The 25347-nt window shown below is 47.5% G+C and carries 19 protein-coding genes; 12 read left to right on the top strand and 7 right to left on the bottom strand.

Going from position 1 to position 25347, the window contains the following annotated elements:
* Positions 1-58 precede the first annotated feature (58 nt).
* Genes ACU37H_RS14440 through ACU37H_RS14430 form a run of 3 tightly spaced genes read left to right on the top strand, consistent with a single transcriptional unit; the run spans position 59 to position 2776 of the window.
* Positions 59-646 (top strand): hypothetical protein, encoded by a 588-nt coding sequence (locus ACU37H_RS14440; protein WP_472703400.1) that lies wholly within the window; start codon positions 59-61, stop codon positions 644-646.
* Between the two features lie 32 nt (positions 647-678).
* Positions 679-1959 carry a dicarboxylate/amino acid:cation symporter gene (locus tag ACU37H_RS14435; RefSeq protein ID WP_472703401.1) on the top strand — a complete coding sequence of 427 codons (1281 nt, stop codon included), beginning with the start codon at positions 679-681 and terminating at the stop codon, positions 1957-1959.
* Positions 1960-1984: 25 nt separating this feature from the next.
* Positions 1985-2776, top strand: coding sequence for a TIGR00266 family protein (locus ACU37H_RS14430; RefSeq protein ID WP_472703402.1), 792 nt, complete (start codon positions 1985-1987; stop codon positions 2774-2776).
* A 113-nt stretch (positions 2777-2889) separates the two neighbouring features.
* Here the strand turns inward: ACU37H_RS14430 and uxuA are convergent, their stop codons facing one another.
* A complete protein-coding gene (uxuA, locus tag ACU37H_RS14425; protein ID WP_472703403.1) occupies positions 2890-4065 on the bottom strand; it encodes a mannonate dehydratase in 1176 nt (391 codons plus the stop codon).
* 223 nt (positions 4066-4288) lie between these two features.
* The gene (locus tag ACU37H_RS14420; protein ID WP_472703404.1) at positions 4289-5836 is read right to left on the bottom strand and encodes a DUF6600 domain-containing protein; all 1548 of its coding nucleotides are present in this window, start codon (positions 5834-5836) and stop codon (positions 4289-4291) included.
* A 244-nt stretch (positions 5837-6080) separates the two neighbouring features.
* Between ACU37H_RS14420 and ACU37H_RS14415 the strand changes: the two genes are divergently transcribed.
* Together ACU37H_RS14415 and ACU37H_RS14410 are read left to right on the top strand one after the other, a co-directional pair.
* Positions 6081-6725, top strand: a complete 645-nt coding sequence (locus ACU37H_RS14415; protein ID WP_472703405.1) for a J domain-containing protein — start codon at positions 6081-6083, stop codon at positions 6723-6725.
* A 57-nt stretch (positions 6726-6782) separates the two neighbouring features.
* A complete protein-coding gene (locus ACU37H_RS14410) occupies positions 6783-7487 on the top strand; it encodes a rhomboid family intramembrane serine protease (protein ID WP_472703406.1) in 705 nt (234 codons plus the stop codon).
* Between the two features lies 1 nt (position 7488).
* Here ACU37H_RS14410 and ACU37H_RS14405 read toward each other — a convergent pair whose 3' ends face one another.
* A complete protein-coding gene (locus ACU37H_RS14405) occupies positions 7489-8121 on the bottom strand; it encodes an START domain-containing protein (protein ID WP_472703407.1) in 633 nt (210 codons plus the stop codon).
* A 358-nt stretch (positions 8122-8479) separates the two neighbouring features.
* On the opposite strand from ACU37H_RS14405, the gene ACU37H_RS14400 reads away from it, so the two are divergent.
* The 5 genes from ACU37H_RS14400 (at position 8480) to mqo (ending at position 15315) form a co-directional block, all read left to right on the top strand.
* Positions 8480-10054, top strand: coding sequence for a M1 family metallopeptidase (locus ACU37H_RS14400; protein ID WP_472703408.1), 1575 nt, complete (start codon positions 8480-8482; stop codon positions 10052-10054).
* A gap of 58 nt (positions 10055-10112) precedes the next feature.
* Entirely contained in the window at positions 10113-10898 is a 786-nt protein-coding gene (locus ACU37H_RS14395) for an SDR family oxidoreductase (RefSeq protein ID WP_472703409.1), read from the top strand.
* Positions 10899-11150: 252 nt separating this feature from the next.
* Positions 11151-11447: a DUF2442 domain-containing protein gene (locus ACU37H_RS14390; protein WP_472703410.1), complete on the top strand. Its 297-nt coding sequence runs from the start codon at positions 11151-11153 to the stop codon at positions 11445-11447.
* A gap of 202 nt (positions 11448-11649) precedes the next feature.
* The gene (locus ACU37H_RS14385) at positions 11650-13566 is read left to right on the top strand and encodes an ABC-F family ATP-binding cassette domain-containing protein (RefSeq protein WP_472703411.1); all 1917 of its coding nucleotides are present in this window, start codon (positions 11650-11652) and stop codon (positions 13564-13566) included.
* A gap of 267 nt (positions 13567-13833) precedes the next feature.
* Entirely contained in the window at positions 13834-15315 is a 1482-nt protein-coding gene (mqo, locus tag ACU37H_RS14380) for a malate dehydrogenase (quinone) (protein WP_472703412.1), read from the top strand.
* Between the two features lie 85 nt (positions 15316-15400).
* Here mqo and ACU37H_RS14375 read toward each other — a convergent pair whose 3' ends face one another.
* The 3 genes from ACU37H_RS14375 to dnaE all read right to left on the bottom strand — a co-directional run bounded on the left by ACU37H_RS14375 (position 15401) and on the right by dnaE (position 21050).
* A complete protein-coding gene (locus ACU37H_RS14375) occupies positions 15401-16087 on the bottom strand; it encodes a TIGR02117 family protein (protein ID WP_472703413.1) in 687 nt (228 codons plus the stop codon).
* 633 nt (positions 16088-16720) lie between these two features.
* Positions 16721-17278, bottom strand: a complete 558-nt coding sequence (locus ACU37H_RS14370) for a thioredoxin family protein (RefSeq protein ID WP_472703414.1) — start codon at positions 17276-17278, stop codon at positions 16721-16723.
* A gap of 103 nt (positions 17279-17381) precedes the next feature.
* Positions 17382-21050, bottom strand: coding sequence for a DNA polymerase III subunit alpha (gene dnaE / locus ACU37H_RS14365; protein WP_472703415.1), 3669 nt, complete (start codon positions 21048-21050; stop codon positions 17382-17384).
* 340 nt (positions 21051-21390) lie between these two features.
* Here dnaE and ACU37H_RS14360 point away from each other — a divergent pair, with 340 nt between their 5' ends.
* Both ACU37H_RS14360 and ACU37H_RS14355 read left to right on the top strand, forming a co-directional pair.
* Positions 21391-23910, top strand: coding sequence for a phosphocholine-specific phospholipase C (locus ACU37H_RS14360; RefSeq protein WP_472703416.1), 2520 nt, complete (start codon positions 21391-21393; stop codon positions 23908-23910).
* 274 nt (positions 23911-24184) lie between these two features.
* Positions 24185-24793, top strand: coding sequence for a C40 family peptidase (locus ACU37H_RS14355; protein WP_472703417.1), 609 nt, complete (start codon positions 24185-24187; stop codon positions 24791-24793).
* 60 nt (positions 24794-24853) lie between these two features.
* Here ACU37H_RS14355 and ACU37H_RS14350 read toward each other — a convergent pair whose 3' ends face one another.
* A complete protein-coding gene (locus ACU37H_RS14350) occupies positions 24854-25210 on the bottom strand; it encodes a helix-turn-helix domain-containing protein (protein WP_494407612.1) in 357 nt (118 codons plus the stop codon).
* Positions 25211-25347 lie beyond the last annotated feature (137 nt).

Genomic DNA, 25347 nt, shown 5'->3' with positions numbered 1-25347 from the left:
CCGTGTTTCAGCTCTCAAAAACCGGCATTATTCAAGAATCGAAGTCCCGTGAAACAGTATGAAAACACAAATGTTCATTATAGTCGTGTGCCTGGAGCTGCTGCTGTTGCCGGCTGTTGCACAGCCCTATAAAAAAGCTGCTGAAAATCAATTCCTTTATTATACAGACCTGGTCATAAAAAAAGATTTCCGGTCTGCGTCTGACTTTCTCATCGAAGATCTCTTCGATATGGTTTCGAAAGAACAGATGATTACCGCGATGGAGCAGGTGTTTAACCTGCCCGGTTTTTCATTTTCTATTGATTCGCCACGCGTGCTGCTCGTAAGCGACGCTAAGCAATCAGACAGTGCTCATTTCCTGAAGATGAAGTATGCCAATATCTTGAAAATGAAATTTGATCTTCCCGCAGATTCGACCGGCGTCGACTCGCTGGATGCGCAAAACCACTTATTGACGCTGGCGCTTCAGTCCGAGTTTGGTGAAAAGAATGTGACCTATCATCCCCAGACCGGGTATTTTGATATCTATTCTGAGAAGGATGTGATCGCCCGTTCCTTCGATCTAAAAGACTGGAAATTCATCGTTGTTGATAATGATAAAATGCCGCTGTTAAAAAAGCTGGTTCCGCCCTCATTGCTTGAATAATTTTTCCGATATTGTCCGGAAATTAACGTTGAATGATTGTAGAGCAACCGACAAATCTGCCGCCCAGGAAAAAAAAGTTTTACCAGGTCTTATATATTCAGGTATTGATAGCGATCGTTATCGGTGCGCTGTTGGGGTACTTCTATCCCTCGGTAGGTGAAACCATGAAACCACTCGGCGACGGCTTTATTGCGCTTGTAAAAATGATCATCGCGCCCGTGATCTTCATCACCATTACAGTCGGCATTGCGTCCATGAATGACATGAAGAAAGTGGGCCGTGTCGCCGGTAAGGCTTTCATATATTTTATAAGTTTCTCCACGCTGGCTTTGATCATCGGCTTGATCATCAGCAATATCGTGCAGCCGGGTAAAGGATTGAATATTGACCCCGCAACATTGGAGGCCAGCACGATCTCGCAATACGTCAGTAAGGCTCATGACAGCTCGCTGATCAACTTCATCTTCGAGATCATACCCAAAACGCTGGTCAGTCCGCTCAGTGGCGATAATATTTTACAGATACTGGTGATCGCCATCCTGTTAGGGGTTGCCATTTCGCAGACGATGCCGCAAAGCAAACCGGTGCTGGATTTCCTGGAAGCCCTCGCACATCCGGTTTTTAAAATCGTATCGATATTGATGAAACTGGCGCCCGTCGGGGCCTTCGGGGCCATTGCGTTTACCATTGGTAAATATGGGATCGAGTCGATGGGCAACCTGGTAGCGCTCGTGGTGACTTTCTACGCCACCTCGCTTTTCTTCGTCCTTGTAGTGTTGGGCGCCGTGGCGCGATACAACGGCTTTAATATTTTCAAGTTCTTAAAATACATCAAAGATGAGTTGCTCTTAGTGTTGGGAACCAGCTCTTCGGAAGCCGCTTTGCCGACGCTGATGCAAAAGATGGAGCGTGCCGGTTGCGCCAAACCGATTGTCGGCCTGGTAGTACCTACGGGGTATTCGTTCAACCTGGACGGGACGAACATTTATATGACCCTTGCGGCACTCTTCATCGCGCAGGCCTGCAACATCGACCTGTCGCTACAAAGCCAGATCGTGCTACTATTGGTAGCCATGCTTAGTTCAAAAGGTGCAGCTGGTGTTAGCGGAGCGGGCTTTATCACGCTGGCGGCCACGTTGGCGGTGGTGCCCAACGTTCCGATCGCAGGCATGACGCTGATCCTGGGCATCGACCGTTTTATGAGCGAATGCCGCGCCCTGACCAACATGGTTGGAAATGCAGTGGCAACCGTTGTTGTGGCGCGATGGGAAAAACAACTCGATGAAGACCAATTGAAGAAAGTATTGAATTAAATTTATCAAAAAATAAATGGACAACATGAAATCAAGTCATGAAATAGATTATGAAATCTTCGGGGAAGAAATGCAGTATGTCAGTGTGGAGCTGGACCCGCAGGAAACGGCAATAGCAGAAGCCGGCAGCTTTATGATGATGGATGAAGGCGTGGAAATGGCTACCATCTTCGGCGATGGCAGTAACCAGACAGGCGGCTTCCTGGGAAAGCTGATGAGCGCAGGCAAACGCATCCTCACCGGTGAAAGCCTTTTTATGACGGCTTACACAAACATCAGTCACGGCAAGAAAAAGGTATCGTTTGCTTCTCCTTATCCCGGGAAAATTATTTCGCTGGATCTTTCTCTTTTCAACGGAAAAGTGGTGTGTCAGAAAGATGCCTTTCTCTGCGCCGCCAAGGGAGTGGCCGTCGGCATTGAGTTTCAGCGCAGGTTGGGGACTGGTCTGTTTGGCGGCGAAGGCTTTATTATGCAGAAGCTGGAAGGTGATGGAATGGCCTTCGTACATGCCGGCGGACATGTATTTCAAAAAGAGCTGCAGGTAGGTGAACGTCTAAAAATCGACACGGGCTGTCTTGTGGGCTTCACGCAAACCATCAATTATAATATTGAAATGGTACGCGGCATCCGCAATAAAATATTTGGCGGTGAAGGGTTCTTCTTTGCCACGCTGACCGGCCCGGGTACTGTGTGGATCCAGACCTTACCCGTAAGCCGCCTGGCTTCACGCATTCTGTCCTTTGCTACCGTCAACAGAAAAGAAGAAGGCAGCATCTTAGGTGGTTTAGGCAATCTGCTGGATGGCGACGGAAGGTAAGAAAGGAACCGCCCCGTAAAAGATGTAAAGAGAAAGGCTGTCTCCAATGTTGTGCAAACACCTGTTGAAGACAGCCTTTTCCTTTTAGGTAGGTTTCAACTCAGTAATATTCGTTATGCGCCCTGAAGCTGATGTACAGCGGCTTCCACACCCCTGATCTCTGCCAGCCCTTTCAATCTGCCGATCGCAGAATAGCCGGGATAGGTTTGCTTCTCCAGGTCGTCCAGCATCTGGTGGCCATGATCCGGACGCATGGGAATACGGCGGTTCTGCTCCTTTTGCAACTGGGTGACGTATTGAATAATAGAAACAATATTACCGTTGCCTTCCAGGTGATTGGCTTCAAAAAAATTGCCCTCTTCGTCTCTTTCGGTACTGCGCAGGTGTAAAAAGTATACGCGGTCTCCATACTTCCTGATCATCTCAAGCAGGTTATTGTCTTTCCTCGCGCTGTAAGAACCGGTACAAAAACACAGTCCTGCATTTTTTGAAGGCACGTTTTTAAACAATGCGTCGATATGCGCGTCCGTACTCATAATGCGGGGCAATCCTAAAATCGGATAAGGAGGGTCATCCGGGTGAATGGCGAGCTGAACTCCGTGCGCTTCCGCGGTAGGGGCAATCTCATTTAAAAATGCAAAAAGGTTTTGCTGCAACTCTTCCGGAGAAATATGTCCATATTGACTCAGCAGGGAAAGCACTTCTTCTGTAGTAAACAAACCATCAGAACCTGGCAGCCCCATCAGGCAGGATACTTTCAGCTTTTCGATCTCGTTCAGACTAAGGCTTTCAAAAAACTTCTTGGCCTTTTTTACGTCGGCTTCTTCGTAGTCTTTTTCTGCACCCGGACGCTTCAGAATATATACGTCAAATGCAATGAACTCCTTCCATCCAAACCGCAGGCAAAGCGCACCGGTTGCTGTAGGATAGTCCAGGTTGGTACGCACCCAGTCCAACACCGGCATAAAATTGTAAGTCACCACTTTCACGTCATTCGCTGCGAGGTTGGCCATACTTACCTTATAATTTTCGATCCAGGTTTTATAATTCCCGTTACGTTTTTTAATGTCTTCGTGGACCGGCAGGCTTTCTACCACTTCCCAGGTCAGCCCTTCGGCTTCAATGGCTTGCTTTCTTTTAAGAATTTCTTCCGTAGTCCATATTTCACCTACCGGAATATGGTGCAGCGCCGTTACTACACCTGTGGCTCCCGCCTGGCGAATATCGCGCAGCGAAACAGCATCGTTATTACCATACCAACGCATGGTCTGAATCATTTTGTAGCTCATAAGGAGCTAAAATAAAGTAAATAGTTGAATTCCAGGGATGCAGGACACGACATGCGATCGTTTGAAAACATAAAGATATTATCTTAACTCTATCTAACTAGTTACCAAACTGATTTTCCCAACGATCAGCGAAGCGTCGCAGCAATACCATAAAAAATGGTTCCGGAAAGCCGGAACCATTTTGCAAACTTTAAATATATAAAAACTAAACCTCACCCAATATTTATCTTCCGCCCCTGCTCCGGCCTCCGCGGCTCTCACCTCCACCGGAGGAACGGGATCCGCCGGAACTGCGGCTTTCATAGCTTCTGCTTGGTGCGCTCCGCTCCATCCTCGGAGCAGATTGCTGGCGCTGCATCTGAACTTCTCTGCTACGTGCTGCCTCCTGGCGCTGCGACGACCTTTGCTCTGCCTGAGCCCTGGCCTGTACTTCACGTTGCTGTCTCACCTGAGCTTCACGTTGTTGTCTCACCTGAGCTTCACGTTGTGCTCTCACCTGAGATTCCCGCTGTTGTCTTACCTGAGCTTCGCGTTGCTGTCTTACCTGCGATTCTCTCTCCTGCCTCATTTGTGCTGCCCGTTGCTCATTCTGCACATTTCTTTGTCGGGTCTGTGCTTCACGCTGCGCTTCTGCACTCCTTCTCATCGCCTCCGCACGGTCATTAGACTGTTGTGTGGCCCTGGAACGTTGCATCTCTTGCTGCCGATTTTGTATTTCTGCGCTTCTTTGTCTCGTTGGCGCGTTTCTGTCACCTGCATCTGATCTGTCAGTAGCGGACCCAAACCGGCGCGAAGAAGAACTCCTTTCCACAGAACCATTGTTATTGCTTCTGCCTGCTGCCTCCTGACGGGGCGAAGTATTTTCTCTCACCCTCGTGTTACTATTGTCAGATCTTGAACTGCCTGAACGTACATCAGTGCTTCTTTCGCTTCTCGACCCACTGCGGCTTGCCACGCTGTTGCGATCGTAACGCTCTACACTGCGGGGAGCATAAGTTGAGCGACCCTCAGTTCTACTGACCGCCGGACGATATACCGATATAGCATTCCGGCTTACAGACGAACGACCCGGTCTTGTAGAATTCCGCACACTCACCGCATTGATACGGCCGGTATACCTTTCCACCTCTGTACGTCTTGGTCCGTTGGTATAATAACTCCTGCTTCCTCTTGAAGTACCGCCGCGTGGACCATAGTTATTAATGATTGTTGTCCTGTTGATGATCGTTACATTATTCCTGTAAGGGTAATAATAACGACTGATATATCGCGAGGTCATGTAACGCCCGGGCGCAAAGGTCCAGTAATCATAGGGAGGATTGTAGCCGCCAAACCCGATACTGATATTGATGCCGGGGCGGATAGGAGCCCAACCGTAATAATCGCCGCCGCCACGCCAGGTTACCCACGCTGGCGACCACTCATAACCGGGAACCCACAACCATCCGTAGAGGGGATCGTAGAACCAGCGGCCATAGTGGAAAGCAGCCCATCCCCAGTCATAACCGGAATTCCACATCCAGTCATTATCAGCGGTATAAGCCCAGGACCCGTTGGTAGCATAGGGCCGGAAATCCGATCCTACACGCGGACGCCAGGTGTAACCGTATTCGGGATAGTCGATCCAGTCGCCATAAGGACTTAACTGGTCGTAGAAGGTCTGGAAATTGATGCTGATTCCGACCCGTGGTTGTGCACCAACAGGTTTGGTCAGAAGCATTGCAAAAGCAAACATCAACCCGAGACCTAATAAGTTGATAAATCTTTTCATGTTATTGTATTTAAACATTGCTTTTATAAAAAATCTGAAGTTGTAGCTTCTGTTAATATGACGCAGCCTTGTCAATAAAGTTGCTTACTTTTCGGGCGGATACTGGTTTTAAGATTTAGTTTACAATCAGGCCATTCCAGGGTTATTCAAGCGATTGATTATCAATAGCACAGAATTATCGTACCCGGATTGCCTTTTCAGATGACTGGTTCTCGGGAAATAATTAACATATTTGCTGTCCCAAATGGCAATCGATTATTATCAAATATTGCAAATTTCTCCTTCGGCAGACCTTTCCGAAGTGAAAGCGGCTTACCGGAAGCTGGCGCTGCTGTATCATCCCGATAAAAATCCTGATAATCAATCCTCCGCTGCTTATTTCGCATTGATCAAGGAGGCATACGAAACCTTGTCCGACCCCGGAAAGAAAGACCAGTATCTCCAGGAGCGATGGCTGCACAAGGCTTCCGCTCGGCCTTTTGAATTGCCGGTACGCACACCAGGGGATGTATTGAGGCAGGTATTGGCCGCCAGCGGCAAAATAGCCCAGATGGATGTATACAGAATGAACAAAGAGGGGATCAAAGATAACCTGCTGTTGCTGCTGAACGAAACGCATATCGGGCTGTTGAACGATTTTAATGAGATCAGTGTAAATGATGCCATCGTTCGCGAGATCTCGCAGCTGGCTAACATGTTGCCGGCCACGGAACAAGGCCAGTTTTTTGCCACATTGCAGCGGCTCAACAGCAGTCATAAGGAAGCACTTCAGCAAAAGGAAGAAGCGTTGGCGGGCCAGGTGTTTTGGGAAACCTGGCGACCAGCATTCATTATCCTGCTGGTGATTTTGTTATGTATCTTAATCTGGGGAACTTCTCTAAAATATTAGGCAAACACTTCGTCCGTTATTGTTTATAGTTTATCTTCCGTTTACAATCCAAATCATATGATACCGATCGGCGATGACAATACGGGGCGCACGTTGACACCCTACATCAATTACCTTCTTATAATCGTTAATATACTGGTATTTGTCTTCGCACAAGGCCTGGGAACCAATGAAGCATTTACCATGAGCTTCGCGACCGTACCGGAAGAGATCTTGAGTAATACAGATATCAAAGGCGGCGGGCTGGGCGAAACGCCTATTCCCGTCTACGGCACCATCATCACCGCAATGTTCATGCATGGCGGCTTTGCGCATATTATCGGCAACATGATGTACCTGTTGATCTTTGGCGATAACCTGGAGAACGTAATGGGCCATGGGCGGTACCTGGCGTTTTACCTGTTGTGTGGCATCCTCGCCACACTGGCTCACGTCTTTATGTCATCTTACACGCACACCGGGATGTATACGCCGAGCCTGGGCGCTTCGGGAGCCATAGCCGGTGTATTGGGCGGCTATATCCTGTTGTTTCCCCGCAATAAGATCCGCGTCTTCCTGATACCGTTTATCATTCGCGTTAACGCTTTCATCGCTTTGGGATTGTGGATCGCATTGCAGGTAATAGAAGGTTGGGGCGCCATGGGTCGTGAAGACAGCGGCATTGCTTATGCAGCCCACGTGGGCGGATTTGCTGCCGGATTGATATTGGTTTCTTTCTTTATCGATCGGCGGTTACAGCGCCCGCGGTATAGCCGGCGATAAATTATGCTTTTTGCTCCAGCAATTTCTTAAATATAGACATAGTGGTGATCACATTATCGTGGATGATCGGATCTGAAATCCATCGCGGTACACTGGCACTTTTGTCGGTCACTACCTGATAGGTGATCTTCAGCTCGTTGCCCGGCAACTGCTGCAACATCCATTTGCCCTTGGTGCCACTGATCCGGGTGATCCCTTTCTGTGGCGGGAATACAGCGGTATTCACGCTTTCGAAATAGATGCTGCACAGCGGTTTATTAAGGTCGGTTTTGCTGAAATAATATTTAAGAGCGCAATCCTGATCGCTCATAGGCCAGGGAATATCATAGCACAAATAGGTCAGCCACACTGCTTCATTTTGCGTGGGAACAATCCTGAAACTTTTGGTGTTTGTATTCCACTTTTTACCCAGCGACGGATTTTTCAAAAGCGCCACCACATTTTCTGCGGCAGCCGCCCGCACGGTGAACGCGGCCTTAAGCTCACGAACCGTATTCCCGTTGTGTTGGATCCACCGCTCATAAACCGAAATGCTTTTCTCCTTCTTAACTAATTCGAAATCGCCGGCCCGGCTGATCGTCTGGAGCAGGAGAAAAGCGGTGAGCCAGAATGCGGTGGTGATGATTTGTTTCATGTCTTTTATTTTTAAATGGGGCATGGATAACATCCTTGCCTGCCTTAAACAATGGGTGTTGACATGAATAATACCACTCAATGAGCACTAACCCCTACGTTTGGCGAAAAGAATATCCGGCCGTTACGTTTTTAGGACGGTTTTGGCTTAGCCTTAATAAACTCTTAACGCCGCTATGATGTTGCACCTTACCTTTTATAAAAACGCGGCACAAGCGAATAAAAATTGGCTTATCTTTCGGCTGTTAATTTATTACCTAAAGTGAGATGATCCGGCCCTGACCGGATCAGCATGAGAGCAAGATCGGCTATGTTGTAATCACCGGTGATCCTCATGCTCCATTTCAAAAAAAACTTATATGCTAAGATCGATCTATCTGGGCCTTTTATTAGTGTTAACCACATCTGCTATTGCCCAGGACAAATACTGGCAGCAACATGTTTCTTACACCATTGATGTTAAGCTGGATGACAAAGCCAACGCGCTTTCGGGAAAAGAAGAAGTAGTGTACACGAACAATTCGCCTGAAACACTGGACTATATCTGGTTTCATATCTGGCCTAATGCCTACAAAAATGACAGCACCGCTTTGTTTCAGCAACTGATGAATGATTCTACATCAGAAGAAGATCTCACCAAAGTGACACGCGGCTATATCGATGGATTGAACTTTAAAGTGGATGGAAAAGTCGCTAAGACAGAACCGCATAGCAATCCTAATTATATCGACATTATCAAGGTGCTTCTTCCTAAGGGCCTGAAACCAGGCGCTTCCACCAAGATCTCGACTGATTTCCATGTGAAGCTGCCTTCCTATTTTTCCAGATCCGGATTTGCTGATGGACAGTTCATGGCAACGCAGTGGTATCCCAAGCCCGCTGTATTTGATAAAAGCGGGTGGCACGAGTTTCCCTACCTGAGTATGGGTGAATATTATAGCGAGTATGGCGATTACAAGGTGAGCATCACTTTGCCCGGCAACTACGTAGTGGGCGCAACCGGTGTGCTGCAGAATAAAGAGGAACTGGAACAGTATAAATCGATTGGTAAAAAGAATGCTACGAACCGCACGGGAACTCCTGAGCTGTACAAGGGAAAGCCGGGTAACAAGACATTGTCATACCTCGCGAAAAACGTTCCGGACTTTGCATTTTTTGCAGAGCAGAATGTTGTGATCCAATACGACACCTTACATCTGGGGGCAGATACCGTGGTGGACGCGTTTACCTATTATAAAAACAAACCGGAAACCATCTGGAATAACAGCATCGATTACGCTAAAGACGCTACCAGGGCTTACAGCCGCTGGATCGGCAACTATCAATATCCAACGGTTCAGGTGTTTGAAGGACCGAAAAACAATTCAAGCGGAGGTATGGAATATCCGATGATCACGTTGATCACAGTTCCGGATGCGAGCAAAGAATACCTGGATGGCGTGATAGCTCACGAGATCGGCCACAACTGGTTCATGAGCATGCTTGGCAGCAACGAGCGGGAGCATACCTGGCAGGATGAAGGATTGAATACCTATTTCCAGTTTCGCTATGAAGCCGACAAATCCCGTTATAATTCGATTTTTAGGGACCAGGTGCCCGCTGAACTGAAAAATCTGCCGTTAGCACAATTCCAGGCTACGCTCTACAATGCGATGCGTCAGATCCCGATGGAAGCCGTGATTGATCAGCCGGCCGCCGATTTTAAAACGTCGCAAGAGTATGGACTTATTTCGTACCTCAAGACGGCGATCTGGGTGTATGAGCTGGAACAGCAGTTCGGCCAGGAAAAAATTGATGCTGCGTTCAAAGCCTATTTCAGAGAATGGAGCAATAAACATCCACAACCGGAAGACTTGAAAGCAGCTTTCGAAAAGTCGCTGGGAGCCAATCTGGATGCGGCTTTTGACAAACTGAAAAAACCGGGAAGTCTTTAAACAACCGGCTTTTTCTGAAAGGAAGATACAGAAAGATGATTCTTAATTAACAGTCAACATGCATATATCTCTTTCTAACAAAAAGGCCCTGGTCGGCGGCGCCAGCCAGGGCCTTGGTTTTGCGGTAGCCCATCAGCTGGCACACAGCGGCGCGTCCGTAACATTGATGGCACGTAATGAAGAAAAGCTCAAAAAGATCGTGGAGGAGCTTCCTGCAACGGCGGAACAGCACCACCGCTACCTGGTGGTGGACTTTTCAGATCTTGAAGGCTACAAAGCGATCATCGATAAATATTTCGAGACGCAGCAAGTAGACATTCTTGTCAATAACACCAATGGACCCAAAGCGGGAACAGTGCTGGAAAAAACAGCGGCGGATTACCTGGCTGCTTTTAATTTATTGTTCCAAACCGTTCAATACACCACTGCGGCAGCGGTGAAAGGAATGAAGGAAAAAAAGTTTGGCCGTATTATCAACCTGACCTCCCGGACCATCAAAGAACCGGTGGACAACCTGGCGTTATCGAACACGATCCGCGCTGCAGTAGTTGCCTGGGGCAAAACCTTGTCACGCGATATAGGAAAATACAACATCACGGTGAATAATATCCTGACCGGGAATTTTGACACGGAACGGCTGACCGAGTTATTTGAAGCACAAGCACAATCGCAGGGTACAACCATTGAAGCGATCACTGAAAAATCGAAAGCAGATATTCCCCTGCAAAGATTGGGCTTGCCTGAGGAATTGGCCAATGTCGTGACGTTCCTTGCATCGGAACAGGCGGGTTATGTAACAGGCACCAGTATCCCGGTGGACGGCGGGTTATTGAAATCGATATAGAATATCTTAACTGTAGCCTTTAATCACCATGCCTACATTGTTCTTTAAATTAGGACTCAGGTTCTACTTCCTAAGCTATGATTGCCGGGAACCGCTTCACGTTCATGAGGCAATGATTCAAATAAAGTGTGTAAATTCTGGCTCAAACAAGGAGAGGCTATCTTAGCTGACAATGCCTGATTTAAAAAGGCGAACTTCAAAAGGTCGTGAAAATCATAGAAGAGAATTACTTACTAATTGAAAAATCTTTTTATGAGTATTGCAAAAAATATAAGCCGTAAGGACGCTCAGCAAGGATCGGTCTCCGACATCAAACTTTCCAGTTTGCCCAAGATTGAATCCGTAGCTTTCATAAAAGATGAAATTGCGTTTGTTCTGAACGATGGTCGTGTTGTATATATTCCTCTTTCCTGGAGCAAGAAACTGCAAAAGGCTACTTTAAAGCAAAGGCAGAATTTTAAAAATGCCGGATTACATGTTTTTTGGGATGAGATAGATGAAATTATCGGAGTAAAAAACCTCTTATTTGGCAAAGCCCTTTTCTTGTAGTTTGTAGAAGGTTGACAGAAGTTTTTAGGTAATTATCCTCATATACAAAACTTGCAAATTACTTCTTCATAAGGCGGCTTTTAAAAGTTCTAATTGCGTACAACACCTCAACTATCGCGCGCTTGCCGCTGCTTTGGCATTAGCTGACCGGTATTGCCTACCTTTGCCGATTCATCAGCAAATTATTATCAGGAATATTATAATGCACTACGTTTCAGCAGAAGGATTAGAAAAAAGTTATGGCATACAGCCTTTGTTTTCCGACATTTCATTTCACATTGAAGAGGGAGATAAGATTGCGCTGGTAGCCCGAAATGGTACCGGCAAGTCGACCCTGTTAAAGATCCTCGCGGGCAAAGAAACACCCGACCAGGGAAAACTCTGGATCAACAAGGACGTAGACGTGGTGCTTTTTGAACAGGAACCGGATCTCGACGACGAAAAAACCATTGCGGATAATGTCTTCTTCCATAAGAACCCGGTAATCGCAGCCATCAAAAGCTATGAGTCGGCAAGCGAAAGTGAAGATGCGGATAAAATCACCGAGGCGTTGGCACAGATGGATGAATTGAATGCCTGGGACTTTGATTCGAAAGTGAAACAGATCTTCGGCAAGCTAAAGATCCACCACCTGGATGCACAGGTCAAAAGCCTGAGCGGCGGGCAAAAGAAAAGGGTGGCACTCGCTAAAACCCTGATCGATATTGGATTTGAGCACAAGCATGTGTTACTGATCATGGATGAGCCCACCAACCATCTGGACGTGGAGATGGTGGAATGGCTGGAACATTTCCTGAACAAAGAAAACGTCACTTTATTGCTGGTGACGCACGACCGCTATTTCCTGGATGCAGCCTGTAATGAGATCTGGGAAATGGAAGGAAGCAACCTATACGTTCATAAAGGAGATTACGAAAACTACCTGGAGAAGAAAGCGCAGCGCATTGAAAACGAGCTGGCGAGTATTGATAAAGCTAAAAACCTGTACCGGCGGGAACTGGAATGGATGCGCAAGCAGCCAAAGGCCAGAACCACCAAATCAAAAAGCCGGGAAGATAATTTTTACGACATTGAAAAAAAAGCCAAGCAGCAGGTGACCAATGACCAGGTGCAGCTACAAATGAAGATGAACCGGCTGGGTGGCAAAGTGGTTGAAATGAAAAAAGTGTACAAAGCCTTCGGTGATAAAAAAATACTGGAAGGTTTTGATTACACGTTCAATAAAGGCGAACGCGTCGGTATAATCGGAAAGAACGGAGCCGGTAAATCCACTTTTATCAATATTCTTCAAGGCCTGCAGCCACCTGATAGCGGAAAGATCAACATCGGTGACACGGTTATTTTTGGAAACTATTCGCAGCAGGGACTGGATGTAAAAACGGATATGCGGGTGATTGAATATGTGAAAGATATTGCAGAGCATTTCCCGTTGGCAAAAGGCGGAACTCTCAGCGCCGCCCAATTCCTGGAGCTGTTTTTATTCAACGCCGACAAACAATATACTTATATCAGCAAGCTGAGCGGGGGTGAAAAACGCCGGCTGCACCTGCTTTCCATTTTATTCCGGAATCCCAATTTCCTGATCCTGGATGAGCCGACGAACGACCTTGACCTTCCGACATTGGGTGTCCTGGAAAACTTCCTGATGGAATTTCCGGGATGCTTGCTGATTGTAAGCCACGACCGTTATTTTATGGATCGCCTGGTGGATCACCTGCTAGTGTTTGAGGGCGAGGCCGTGATTAAAGATTTTCCGGGCAATTACACGCAGTACAGATTGCAGGAGGAGAAAAAGAAGATGACATCCGCCCGAACGTCCCCGATCGGTACGGGCGGGGTTGACCCTTCCGGGGCGACCGCAAAAACAGAGACGGTAAAAAGCGGACCAGCGCCCGAAAAGAAAAAAGTTTCCTTTAAGGAGAAAAGAGAGTTTGAGCTGCTCCAAAAAGAAATTGAAGACCTCACCAAAGAGAAAGAGGCCATCACCAACCAGCTGAGCGACACGACGCTTTCCTTCGAAGAGCTTCAGAAATGCTCTCACCGCATCGGAGAGGTGACCAACCTTTTAGATGAAAAGGAAATGCGCTGGCTGGAGCTAAGCGAGCTGATCGGAAATTAAAGCACCATATATCTGAATAGATGAACGATTCGCTTAGGGCGATAATTTTTCGTATGGGACGCAAAATGACCTCTTTGGAATTTTATGACCCTGAACAAACACTTTTTAATTTATTATAATACAATCAATATCCCCTGATTTTCGTAAAAATTTGTCAACTTCCCGTCAAAAAATCTGTCTGATATAAATTACCGAGTCCGGCATTTAGGTAAAATAGCCGAATCGTAGTATTTTCGCGCCGCATTTTTGAACTTAAACAGAATAGGCATGAAAGAGACGATAGAGACAGACGTAGTCCTCATAGGTGGTGGCATTATGAGCGCAACTTTAGGCATGCTGATCAACCAACTGGCACCTGATAAATCGATTCACATATTCGAAAGACTGGAAGATGTAGCCGAAGAGGCGTCGGATGCCTGGAACAATGCCGGCACCGGGCATGCGGCTTTGTGCGAACTGAACTATACACCCGAAGACGCATCCGGGGTGGTGCATACCGATAAAGCACGCTCGATCATGGAGCAATTTGAGGTCTCCAAGCAATTCTGGGCCTACCTGATTGAGCAGGAACGATTGGCCAATCCCAAAGACTTCATCCGTTCTACGCCTCACATGAGCTTTGTTCGTGGAGAAAAGGATGTAACCTACCTGAGCAAACGATTTGCAGCGTTGCAGCAGAGCAGCCTTTTCCAGGAAATGCACTATTCTGAAGACAAAGATGTAATCAAAGAATGGGCGCCTCTCATTGTAGAAGGCAGAGATCCGTCCGAAAAAATAGCAGCGACTTACTCCCCTTTGGGAACCGACGTGAACTTCGGAGCGATCACCGGTGCACTGATCACTTCTTTACAAAACACGGGAAGGGCGCAATTGCACCTGCACCACGAGGTTAGGAAATTAAAACAGCAGAGCGATAAACGCTGGCGCGTAAAAGTTAAAAACCTCAGCACCGGAAAAAAATACGACGTGCTGGCTAAGTTTGTTTTCATTGGCGCGGGCGGAGGATCGCTGGAGCTATTGCAAAAATCTGATATTCCCGAAGGAAAAAAATACGGCGGCTTCCCCGTGGGCGGTCAGTGGCTGGTATGTAAAAACCCCCAGGTGAGCGCGCAACACAGTGCAAAAGTGTATGGTCAGGCAGAGGTGGGCGCACCACCGATGAGTGTACCGCACCTGGACGCGCGCATTATCGACGGAGACAAAGCCATCTTATTTGGTCCATTCGCCACTTTCTCCACCAAGTTCCTGAAAGAAGGTTCTTACTGGGACCTCTTCGGAACCGTAAAATACTGGAATATCTTCCCGCTGATCAAAGTAGGTATCAAAAATATCGACCTCGAAAAATACCTGATCAAACAGCTAAGCCTTTCGTTTGAAGACCGGATGAATGTGCTGAAACAGTTTTACCCTGAAGCAAAAAAAGCCGACTGGAAATTGCAGGAAGCTGGCCAGCGTGTTCAGGTGATTCACAATGATCCGGTGAATGGGCCTACCCTTCAGTTTGGTACCGAGATCGTCACCTCGGCAGACGGGACTATTTCTGCCCTGCTCGGGGCTTCGCCCGGCGCTTCTACGGCGGTGTCGATCATGCTCAAGCTGCTCTATCAGTGTTTCCCCGACAGGGCAGCAGCGAATATGGACCGGCTGACGAAAATCATTCCTTCCTATGGCCAAAAGCTCGAAGAGAACCCCGAATTGCTGGCCGCGGTTAGAGAACGCACCAGCCGTGTGCTGGAATTGACGGCCTGATCGGGTGTTTCGCGTGTTCGATCCTAACAGCTCCTTCCAGCGTATGATGCCCATCACCAGGCATGCTGTTGCTTCTGCAACTTCATCACTTGCGGTAATGCCGGAAGATATCTTTATCCCGCCATGCCCATAAAGCTGCTTTCTGATTCGCCGCCTTCAAGGCATTGTTTGCCCAGGTATTACAGGTCCGGAATAAATTATAAGACCCTTTTGCTTCATAGAACGCATCCATGTCTCCGTATCCGTCATCAACACTCGGAATAGGTATTGAGTTTCCCTGGCCATCCTTATCGAAACTATCAATGATGTATTCCGATAAGCGCTTGTAATCTTCCTTACTGATGGGAATCGCGATCGTCGACTTATCAGGGGATATAACCGGGTAGAAGGTCGCATGGATGGCGGCACTACTTAAGCCGGTCATGGCTTTGAAAGCTGTGGAAAACTTCAGATCGGCCCAGGTAGGTGTTTGCAGATAGAAGCCTTTGTCGCCCCATCCAAGACCAACGTAAGGATAGGTTGAGTCTTTCAGATCCGTATGCTGATACCTGACATATTGCGTCCAGTCCATCCATTCGCTCTGCACCGGCACCACAATATCGACATGAACGCCATTGGTTTTAATAAAAATAGTAAGATCCTTCGGTGATAGATTATCTGCTTTTTTATGCACCGCGAACAGCGGAACAGTCAACGCTATGATCACATAAACCACCAGGAAAGCAAGCAAATAAAGCAGCATTTTCCCAAAAAATTTGAGCAGTCTTTTCATGAGTGATATTATCTGCTAAAACTAAACATAAAATATGTTATGCCTTTGGTTAGGGGTGCATAACATTTTTATCCTGGCGTTGTTTCAACTTTTTCATTCTGCGAAAGGGATGGAGCCGGATCACGTGTGCCAATAAGAGCGATATTTCATGCCGGTCTTTATGGCTTCAGCGGCCCCGCACTCGTTGCTGGCGCTGGTAGCGCTTTCTGATCCGATGATTTGCTTGGTGCTTGCGTACAGAAACGGTCAGGCGGAGACCGTCAGACCGGGTTAGGTGGGATTTCTTCCCGTCCGTCCCGGCACGGGCGGGCGCTTCCGTTCGCTTTCAATGAGGATATTATTAGAAATGTTCTGCTGAATAATATTCAAAAGATTAAACAACTTCCCGCTCTGCTCACTCTGTGGTAAAAAAGCACATAAAAACAAAAAAATGTTATGCACCCTTTGGTTGGTCAGCTTGATTTTAGTACAGTTTCAATGCAGATACCGTATAAAGCCATTCACTCATAAACGATTGATCCCTGCGCGTCTTGTGGCTGTTACGCGCCTGTACGCGCCGGAAACGTAGCGGCAAGCGCCCTGGTCCGTCGCCCGCTTAGCTATTCCGGAACCAACGATCAATACGCTGCATGTTTAATTAACCGCAGTCAGTCGGTCTACGACTTCGTTTTGAGTGCTCAACGATTTGTCAGCATTATAATAGGTCTGGATCGCATTTTTAATCACTTCAAACTCCGCTTTCCGTGCAGCGAGGTCCAGGTACATTTCCTGTGCTTCCTTTGGTCTTGGTCCCCAGTGAAAGATATCCTTCCCTTGTTCATCGCGCACGATCAGGATAGGTATGGATTTAGAACCGTTGGTCAGGTACTGGTCTATTTCTGAACCACTGTCACGTAACTGAAGATCGAAAGTGATCCGGTCATTCAACTGGCTCATCAGGTACAATACCGGCACGATATGCGCCGCATCGCCACACCAGGGTTCCGTGATCACGGTCCAATGTTGCGGCCTGTCGATGCCTTTGACGACAGCGGCTGTCGCCTCAGTAATAGGGTTGGTCTTGATCCAACGCCGCATCCGCGTCTCATTCATCTTAGTGTAATGAAAATAATCAGGATTGTCGTAGGGAGGCTGAGGCGGCTCTGCAGACAGCAATTCCTGCGTATAGCTCAGATATTCGTTCCAGGTCATCGTTTTCATGTATCAGATAACAAGCAAAGAAGCGAAAAGTTGAAGCACCCTGCCCAAACCGAAACGATCTGGCAAGGTGCTTTAGATGAGATCTTGTTTTAGTTTAATTACATTCCACTTTGATCCGCCAGTTCTCTTTATCCGCCAGGAACTGGATCAGATCGTTGTTCATTTCAAAACCTTTTCCATTGGTGAGCAGTTCCACTTCAATGTTTTCTTCCTCATCCCTGATCATAAAGTTCAGCGAACTGGGGCCCTTATTATTCTTAAGGTTTTGCTGTACAAAAGCGATCATATCTTCCGTCACATCTGCAGCAGGCAATTGCAGGCTCAGCTTTTTAGTGAAGTTCTTTTTTACACTTTCCGCCAGGCAGATGGACGATATTTTGAAATCATAATCGCCGTTAAACCGTTGCTTGAAGAAGCCGGTGATATACACCGTGGCGCCCAGCTGAAGAATGGCCGCATGCTTCAGATAGTCTTCTGAAAACAGCACCAGTTCCAGTTTTCCACTGTAGTCTTCTATCACGAAACTACCAAACTTGTTGCCGCTCTTAGCAATGCGGTGTTGCGCATCACTCACCAATCCCATGATCTTAAAGGTAGCGCTGGAGTTTACTTTCTCCTTGTCTTCTTTAAACTCGTTGACATAGCCGATTTTGGAGATGCCGTAATTTTCCATCTCAAAGCGGTAATCATCCAGCGGATGCCCGCTGATGAAGATGCCCGTCACCTCTTTCTCGTTGTCGAGCTGCACGACCAACGGCCAGGGCAGACAATCGGGGATCTTGGGAACCTGTATTTCCATGGACTCGCTCAGGTCACCAAACAGTGTGTTGGTGCTGTTTTGAGCCTGGTTCTGACACACCTGGCCATACTTGATGATCTTTTCCAGGCCGTTCATGTTGTCATTCGGTGCCGTGTGAAAATATTGTGCGCGATGTAACTCTGTAAAACAATCAAAGGCTCCGGCATAAGCCAGGCTTTCCATCGTTTTCTTATTAACCGTGCGTTGATTCACACGTTTGACGAGATCAAAAATGGAAGTATAAGCACCGTTATTTCTTTCTTCAATGATACTTTCTACCGCCGCTTCACCCACACCTTTCAAGCCGCCTAAACCAAAACGGATCTCACCTTTTTTATTCACCGCAAAACCTTTCAACGACTCGTTGATATCGGGACCCAACACTTCCAGGCCCATGCGCTTACACTCTTCCATAAAGAAGGTGATCTTTTCCAGTGAACCGGCGTTGTTCAGTACCGCAGCCATGTATTCGCTTGGATAATGCGCTTTCAGGTAAGCGGTCTGGTAAGCCACGAAAGCATAACAGGTAGAGTGTGATTTATTAAAGGCGTATTGCGCAAAAGCCTCCCAGTCGGTCCAGATCTTTTCCAGTTTATCCGCCGGATGCCCTTTAGCCACCGCGCCGTCTATAAACTGTTTCTTCATTTTATCAAGAACCGCTTTCTGCTTTTTACCCATCGCCTTCCGCAACACGTCGGCATCTCCCTTACTGAAACCACCAAGTTTCTGACTCAACAACATCACCTGCTCCTGGTAGACCGTAATACCATAGGATTCCGCCAGGTACTCTTCCATCTCCGGCAGGTCATAGCTTATTTCCTCTTCGCCATGTTTCCTTTTGATAAAGTTCGGAATGTATTGCAGCGGCCCCGGTCGATACAAGGCGTTCATCGCGATCAGATCGGCGAATTTATCCGGCTTCAGATCGCGCAGGTGCTTTTGCATACCGGGACTTTCAAACTGGAATGTTCCGTTGGTATCCCCTTTCTGGTAAAGCCGGTAAGTGTCCTCGTCGTCCAGCGGTATGTTGTCTATATCAATATCCACCCCGTGGTTCAGTTTGATCAGTGCCAGAGCATTCTTAATGATGGTAAGGGTCTTCAACCCCAGGAAGTCCATCTTAATAACGCCCGCCTCTTCAATCACGCTACCTTCGATCTGTGTTACCCAGAGATCCGAATCCTTGGCGGTACTTACCGGCAACAACTCCGTGAGATCCTTGGGCGCAATGATAATACCAGCCGCATGGATACCGGTATTGCGCACAGAACCTTCCAATATCTCTGCCTCGTGCAATACCTTGCTCTGCAGGTCTTGTCCGTTATATATTTCCCGGATCCTCCGCACGTTTTCCAGGTCTTCAGAAACGAGGCCTTCCTTTTCTATCAATGACTTCTCCCCTTCTTTGGGTTGCAGCGGCGCGTGCAAGACGCGCTTCAGCGATATGCCCGGCTTCTCCGGTATCAGCTTGGCCAGCACATTGGACTCGGCCAGCGGCAGGTCCATAACGCGCGCCACATCCTTAATACTCATTTTAGCAGCCATGGTACCGTAAGTGATGATCTGCGCCACCTGGCTTTTGCCGTATTTCTGCACCACATAATCGATCACTTTCTGCCGTCCTTCATCGTCAAAGTCCGTATCAATATCCGGCATCGATTTACGATCGGGATTCAGAAAACGCTCAAACAGCAAATTATATTTGATCGGATCGATATTAGTGATGCCGATGCAATAAGCAACCACGGAACCAGCGGCAGATCCGCGGCCCGGGCCAATGAATACGCCGCTATCCCGGCCGGCTTTAATAAAGTCACTCACGATCAAAAAGTAACCGGCGAAACCCATGGTTTTGATCGTAAACAATTCAAAGTCGATGCGCTCTTTCACTTCTCCCTCAAAGCCGCCGGCGTAGCGCTCGCGGGCACCCTGGTAGGTCAGGTGTCGTAGATATTCCCACTGGTTCAGCGAATCAGCTGTAACGACGCCTTTATCAGTCTTCTCGTCTTCCGTGTGTTTTTTATATTCTTCGGGTATCGGGAAATTGGGCAGGAGGATACTTCGCTTCAGATCGAGCAGTTCTATTTTATCTACGATCGCATTGGTGTTGTCGATAGCTTCCGGGATATCATGGAACAGCTTCGACATTTCATCGGTTGTCTTAAAGTAAAACTGATCGTTTGCAAATGCAAAACGCATGTTCTTCATATTCACATCATCATCTGCAAAGTCTCCTCTGAACGCAGGCGTAGACTGCTTTTCGCCGGTATTGATGCAAAGCAGGATATCATGCGCGTTGAAATCATCCTGCTCCACATAATGCGAATCGTTGCTCGCAATGATCGGCACTTTATACTTTGCAGCAAAGCGAATCAATACTTCATTGACTTTATCCTGATCAGGAATATCGTGGCGTTGCAATTCGACGTAAAAATCTTCTCCAAACAGATCGAGCCACCACTTGAACTCCTGTTCTGCCTCAGCTTCGCCCTTCCTTAGAATGGCCTGCGGCACGGAAGCACCCAGGCAACAGGTGGTCGCGATCAACCCTTCATGATATTGGAGGATCAGCTCTTTGTCGATACGGGGATACTTACCATACAACCCTTCGATGAAACCCAGGGAAGTCAGCTTACTGAGGTTTCGGTATCCCAACTCGTTTTTGGCCAGTAATATCTGGTGATAACGTTTGTCTTTTTTTTCTTTGGTAAATGTCTTCTCATGCCGGTTGTCTACAACATAGAACTCACAGCCCACTACCGGTTTCACCTTGGGCTTTCCGTTTTCATCCAGGTTTTTATAGGCTTCTGCCACAAACTGGAATACGCCGAACATATTGCCGTGATCGCTGATGGCCAGGGCCGGCATGCCATCTTTGATCGCCTTTTTATAAAGGTTTCCGATGGGCGCAGCTCCATCCAGAAGTGAATATTGTGTGTGAACGTGTAAATGCGAAAACTTCATCCGTAACTTTCTTTTAACTGGTTGCAAAGTGCAATAAAATTCATTTTTAAACCAATCTGTTTATGCACAGTCCAAGCCGATTAACGTTAAACCCTTTGTGGTGGGGAATTTAAAAAATTATCCACACCTTTACTTGATTAACGAATAAACGATGCGATAGTTGAAAGGCCGTATGATGGATTGCCCCTGCCGCAGCTTCCGTCGCAAAATGAACTGGTAATCAGGTGAGATTCATCACAATAATTTAAAACCCGTTTGCCCGGCCACTGGCAGCAGTACGTTACATTTACGGCCCGGATAAAACCTCTAAACCTCTAAAACCTCTAAACCTTGCTGAATAATGGATAACAGGAGAGATTTTCTAAAAAAGGCGATGCTGCTTTCAGGCGCAGCCGGAGTTTCCGCTTTTGTACCCGACTCGATCAAAGCCGCCATGGCTATCGACCCCACGCCTGGAAGTACCTTCCTGGATGCGGAGCATGTCGTGATCCTCATGCAGGAAAACCGGTCTTTCGACCACAGCTACGGCACCTTGCAGGGTGTGCGTGGTTTTAACGATCCCCGCGCGATTACGCTCCCTAACAAGAACCCGGTATGGTTCCAGACAGACGAAAACGGCGACACCTACGCCCCATTCCGCCTGGATATCAGGAACTCGAAAGTTACCTGGATGGGCGACCTGCCTCACTCCCGTGCCAGCCAGGTAGACGCTTATAATATGGGAAAATATGATCAGTGGCTGCTGGCTAAAAAATCCGGCAACAAGAAATACGCGACGATGCCGCTGACCCTCGGTCACTACTCACGCGAGGACCTTCCTTTCTATTACGCCCTGGCCGATGCGTTTACCATCTGCGATCAGAACTTTTGTTCTGTTATGACGAGCACCACACCCAATCGCTCCTTTTTCTGGACCGCCAATATCATGAGTGAAGAAGACGGGCTGCCCAAAGCCAATATCCGCAATACAGACTATGGCGCAGCCAAAATGCAATGGGATACCTTCCCTGAGCTGCTTTCAGCAAATGATATCAGCTGGAAATTTTATCAGAATGAATTATCGACCGGTGGCGGATTCAAGGGAGAAGAGCGCAGCTGGCTGGCCAACTTTGGCTGCAATCTCCTCGAATTCTTCGCCGCCTACAACGTAAAGTTCGCACCGAAATATATTCAAAGCCTTCAAAACCAGGCAGACACCCTTCCCGGCGAAATTGATCAGTTGCAACAAGCCAGTCCGGGTGAGATGGATGAGGAAAAGAACGCGGCCGCAATCCGTAACAAACAAAAAGCCCTGGATGCCGCGCGTGCAGAACTGGCCAGATGGAACCAGGAGCAGTACGAACAATTGCCTGAAAAAGAAAAACAATTATTTCAAAGCGCCTTTGTTACCAATACCGGAGATCCTGATTACCGAAGCCTCGCGCAGCTTAAATACACTGACAACGGGCAGGAGCGGGAGGTCCAGGTGCCGGCCGGAGATATCTTTTACCAATTCAGAAAGGACGTAGACGAAGGAAAGCTGCCTACCGTGTCCTGGCTGGCAGGACCTCAGAAATTTTCCGACCACCCCAGCGCGCCCTGGTACGGCGCCTGGTACCTGTCGGAAATCATGGAGATCCTTACCAAAAATCCGGAAGTGTGGAAGAAAACCATTTTCATTATCACATACGACGAGAACGACGGTTATTTTGACCATGTGCCGCCCTTCTCGATTTCCGATAACAAGGTGCCCGGCACAGGCAAATGCGTACCGGAAATCGATACTGAAATCGAGCATGTCCGTTTTGAGCACGAGGTGAAACAAGGCATTCCTGCGGCCCAGGCGCGCGAGGGCGCTGTGGGACTGGGTTTCCGCGTACCGATGATCATTGCCTCCCCCTGGAGCCGCGGCGGCAAAGTCTGTTCACAGCTTTTCGAGCACACCTCTACCCTCCAATTCCTGGAAACCTTTTGCAGCCGGAAGTTTCGAAAAAATATACGCTTCAATAATATTAATCCCTGGCGCAGGGCGATCAGCGGTGATCTGACCGCCGCGTTCAGCGCATTTAAGGAACAACAGGAGCCGATCGGCTTTGTCAAACGCGATCCGTTTATTGAGGCGATCCACAATGCCAGGTTTGCTCCCGAACCAACCGGCTACCGCAAGATCAATGAAACCGATCTGGAAAACGGCCGATTTGCAGCCTGGCTGCCCCGCCAGGAGCCGGGCACACGTCCGGCATGCGCCATCCCCTACGAACTGTATGTAAACGGGCGCTTCAACCGCAGTACAAAAACGTTTGAAGTAAACTTTGAGTCATCGAAACAACAGTTTGGCGACAAAGCGATTGGTGCACCTTTCAGGGTGTATGCGATGGGAAAACATCGCTCATTGAAAGATCATAAAGCTTTTGAGATCAACCGGTCCTGGAACCTCACGTTGGCGGCCGGTTACCAAACGATAGAAAGCTGGCAATTGGCTGATTTCGAGCAACCCGGGTATCACCTGCGGGTGTACGGACCGAATGGATTCTTCAGAGAATTTAACGGAAATGATCACGATCCCCAGGTGGTCATCGAATGCAGGTACCAACGAAAAGGTAAGCTAAATGGCCATATTGAGTTGCTTTTGTCCAATAATGAGGATAAACCGATCGAAGTTGTGATTACAGATCATTCATATGGCAACCCTGTTGTACGCCACACGCTTCAAAAAGGCCAAAAACAAAAGCCTGTGTTATTGAACCTGAGCAAGTCGAACCAGTGGTATGATTTTTCAGTGGCTATTACCGGATACAACGCTATGCAGCAACGTTTTGCGGGTCATATAGAAACCGGAGCAGAAAGCATAACCGACCCTGCCATGGGACGCGTGATATAGAACGCCCAATCCCCGAAAATAATTGCAAAAAATTTAAAATCAGGGCTTTAAACTATATAAAATAAAAAATTTAAAAAGGCCGCAATAATATCCCGGAATCTCCGTTTATAATAATCGAAAATTGATAACGGGCTCCGTTTTTCAGACAGGATAAATAATTAAAAAGGATTTGAATAATATGCTACGCTTGTGTTTTCTGGGGTTGATCGTCTCCGTTTTAATGACTAGCTGTTCTACCTCTCTAAAATTGAACAATCAATATAATTCAAAGACTGTGCCAACGCACGTTGAGCCAACCCGGGCGCAGCAAGTCGCTATTTCTTCATTTAGCCTGAAGTCTGCTACCCGCGAAGACCGCGTGGAAGAAGTGATCCAGGAAAGCAAAGTAGCGGACATTGATGCTACGCAAGTAGACCTGGCATCTGTAAAACTTGCGATCCCTACAGAAGTACAGATCAAATATGCTTCTATGCTGAATATGTTGCCAGGCATGTTAACCAACGTTAAGTTGCTGGAAACCATCGATGACTGGTATGGTACGCGTTACCGTTACGGAGGCACCACCAAAAGAGGCATCGATTGCAGCGCCTTCGTAAGGGCCGTTTATAAAGTAGCTTTTGGTATCGAACTTCCCCGTACAGCCCGCGAGCAGTTCAGAGCGGCGGCCATGGCGGTATCTTCTAATTTAAGGCAAGGGGATCTGTTGTTCTTCAACACTACAGGCGGCATTTCTCACGTAGGTATGTATTTAGGTAACAATAAGTTTGTACACGCTTCATCCGGACGCGGTGTTACGGTAAGCGATCTGGATGAAAATTACTATGCCGCCCGTTACCTCGGCGCGCGTCGCATGGAAGACACGACTTACTACGCAACGAATTAATATTTTACTATTTCATAGCATTAGAGTTCCGGCACAACCGGAACTTTTTTATTTCGGCTGTTATCGGCCGGGTTGCCGATAGGACGATTGTTCCTGCAAATTTCCTTTCACGATATTCAGGAAGTTTACGATATCCTTATTTTTCTCTACCACCTTCTCAAATTCAGCCAGTGCCTTTAATGAAAGCTTCAGCATCTCGTTCTTCTTGTCCAGCTCGTCCTTCAATAATTTGATGATCTTGATGTATTCCAGCTTCTCCTCGCTGGCTTTGGTAATATCCTCGTCCGATTCGAAAAGCTTTTGCGGGGGTACGTTGAACGCCTTGCAGATTTCTGGTATTAATGCGGCGTCTATCTTAGATCGGCCGGACTCCATAAGGCTGTACGCGTTTTGGCTTTTGTGCAAAATGGCGGCCATCTGGGATTGCGAAATTCCGCTGGCCTTCCTAAGCTGTTTAAGTCTTTGATTGATCATATTGATGTATTCATATAAAAAAACGAAATTATACAAAAAACTGATATAATTATATGGATATCGGGTTGTGCTTATCCTTA

Source organism: Niabella sp. ZPM-14, assembly GCF_055693045.2.
The sequence above is the reverse complement of the archived record's forward strand: the minus strand, read 5'-3'. Positions and strand labels throughout refer to the sequence as shown.

What these genes read in the sequence shown, in the direction of transcription:
- ACU37H_RS14420 (WP_472703404.1), bottom strand. Translation starts at nt 5,836, where the DNA reads ATGAAAAGATTTATCAACTTATTAGGTCTCGGGTTGATGTTTGCTTTT.
- ACU37H_RS14350 (WP_494407612.1), bottom strand. Translation starts at nt 25,210, where the DNA reads ATGGCCGCCATTTTGCACAAAAGCCAAAACGCGTACAGCCTTATGGAG.
- ACU37H_RS14410 (WP_472703406.1), top strand. Translation starts at nt 6,783, where the DNA reads ATGATACCGATCGGCGATGACAATACGGGGCGCACGTTGACACCCTAC.
- mqo (WP_472703412.1), top strand. Translation starts at nt 13,834, where the DNA reads ATGAAAGAGACGATAGAGACAGACGTAGTCCTCATAGGTGGTGGCATT.
- uxuA (WP_472703403.1), bottom strand. Translation starts at nt 4,065, where the DNA reads ATGAGCTACAAAATGATTCAGACCATGCGTTGGTATGGTAATAACGAT.
- ACU37H_RS14400 (WP_472703408.1), top strand. Translation starts at nt 8,480, where the DNA reads ATGCTAAGATCGATCTATCTGGGCCTTTTATTAGTGTTAACCACATCT.
- ACU37H_RS14430 (WP_472703402.1), top strand. Translation starts at nt 1,985, where the DNA reads ATGAAATCAAGTCATGAAATAGATTATGAAATCTTCGGGGAAGAAATG.
- ACU37H_RS14375 (WP_472703413.1), bottom strand. Translation starts at nt 16,087, where the DNA reads ATGAAAAGACTGCTCAAATTTTTTGGGAAAATGCTGCTTTATTTGCTT.
- ACU37H_RS14405 (WP_472703407.1), bottom strand. Translation starts at nt 8,121, where the DNA reads ATGAAACAAATCATCACCACCGCATTCTGGCTCACCGCTTTTCTCCTG.
- ACU37H_RS14395 (WP_472703409.1), top strand. Translation starts at nt 10,113, where the DNA reads ATGCATATATCTCTTTCTAACAAAAAGGCCCTGGTCGGCGGCGCCAGC.
- ACU37H_RS14440 (WP_472703400.1), top strand. Translation starts at nt 59, where the DNA reads ATGAAAACACAAATGTTCATTATAGTCGTGTGCCTGGAGCTGCTGCTG.
- ACU37H_RS14360 (WP_472703416.1), top strand. Translation starts at nt 21,391, where the DNA reads ATGGATAACAGGAGAGATTTTCTAAAAAAGGCGATGCTGCTTTCAGGC.
- ACU37H_RS14390 (WP_472703410.1), top strand. Translation starts at nt 11,151, where the DNA reads ATGAGTATTGCAAAAAATATAAGCCGTAAGGACGCTCAGCAAGGATCG.
- ACU37H_RS14415 (WP_472703405.1), top strand. Translation starts at nt 6,081, where the DNA reads ATGGCAATCGATTATTATCAAATATTGCAAATTTCTCCTTCGGCAGAC.
- ACU37H_RS14435 (WP_472703401.1), top strand. Translation starts at nt 679, where the DNA reads ATGATTGTAGAGCAACCGACAAATCTGCCGCCCAGGAAAAAAAAGTTT.
- ACU37H_RS14385 (WP_472703411.1), top strand. Translation starts at nt 11,650, where the DNA reads ATGCACTACGTTTCAGCAGAAGGATTAGAAAAAAGTTATGGCATACAG.
- ACU37H_RS14370 (WP_472703414.1), bottom strand. Translation starts at nt 17,278, where the DNA reads ATGACCTGGAACGAATATCTGAGCTATACGCAGGAATTGCTGTCTGCA.
- dnaE (WP_472703415.1), bottom strand. Translation starts at nt 21,050, where the DNA reads ATGAAGTTTTCGCATTTACACGTTCACACACAATATTCACTTCTGGAT.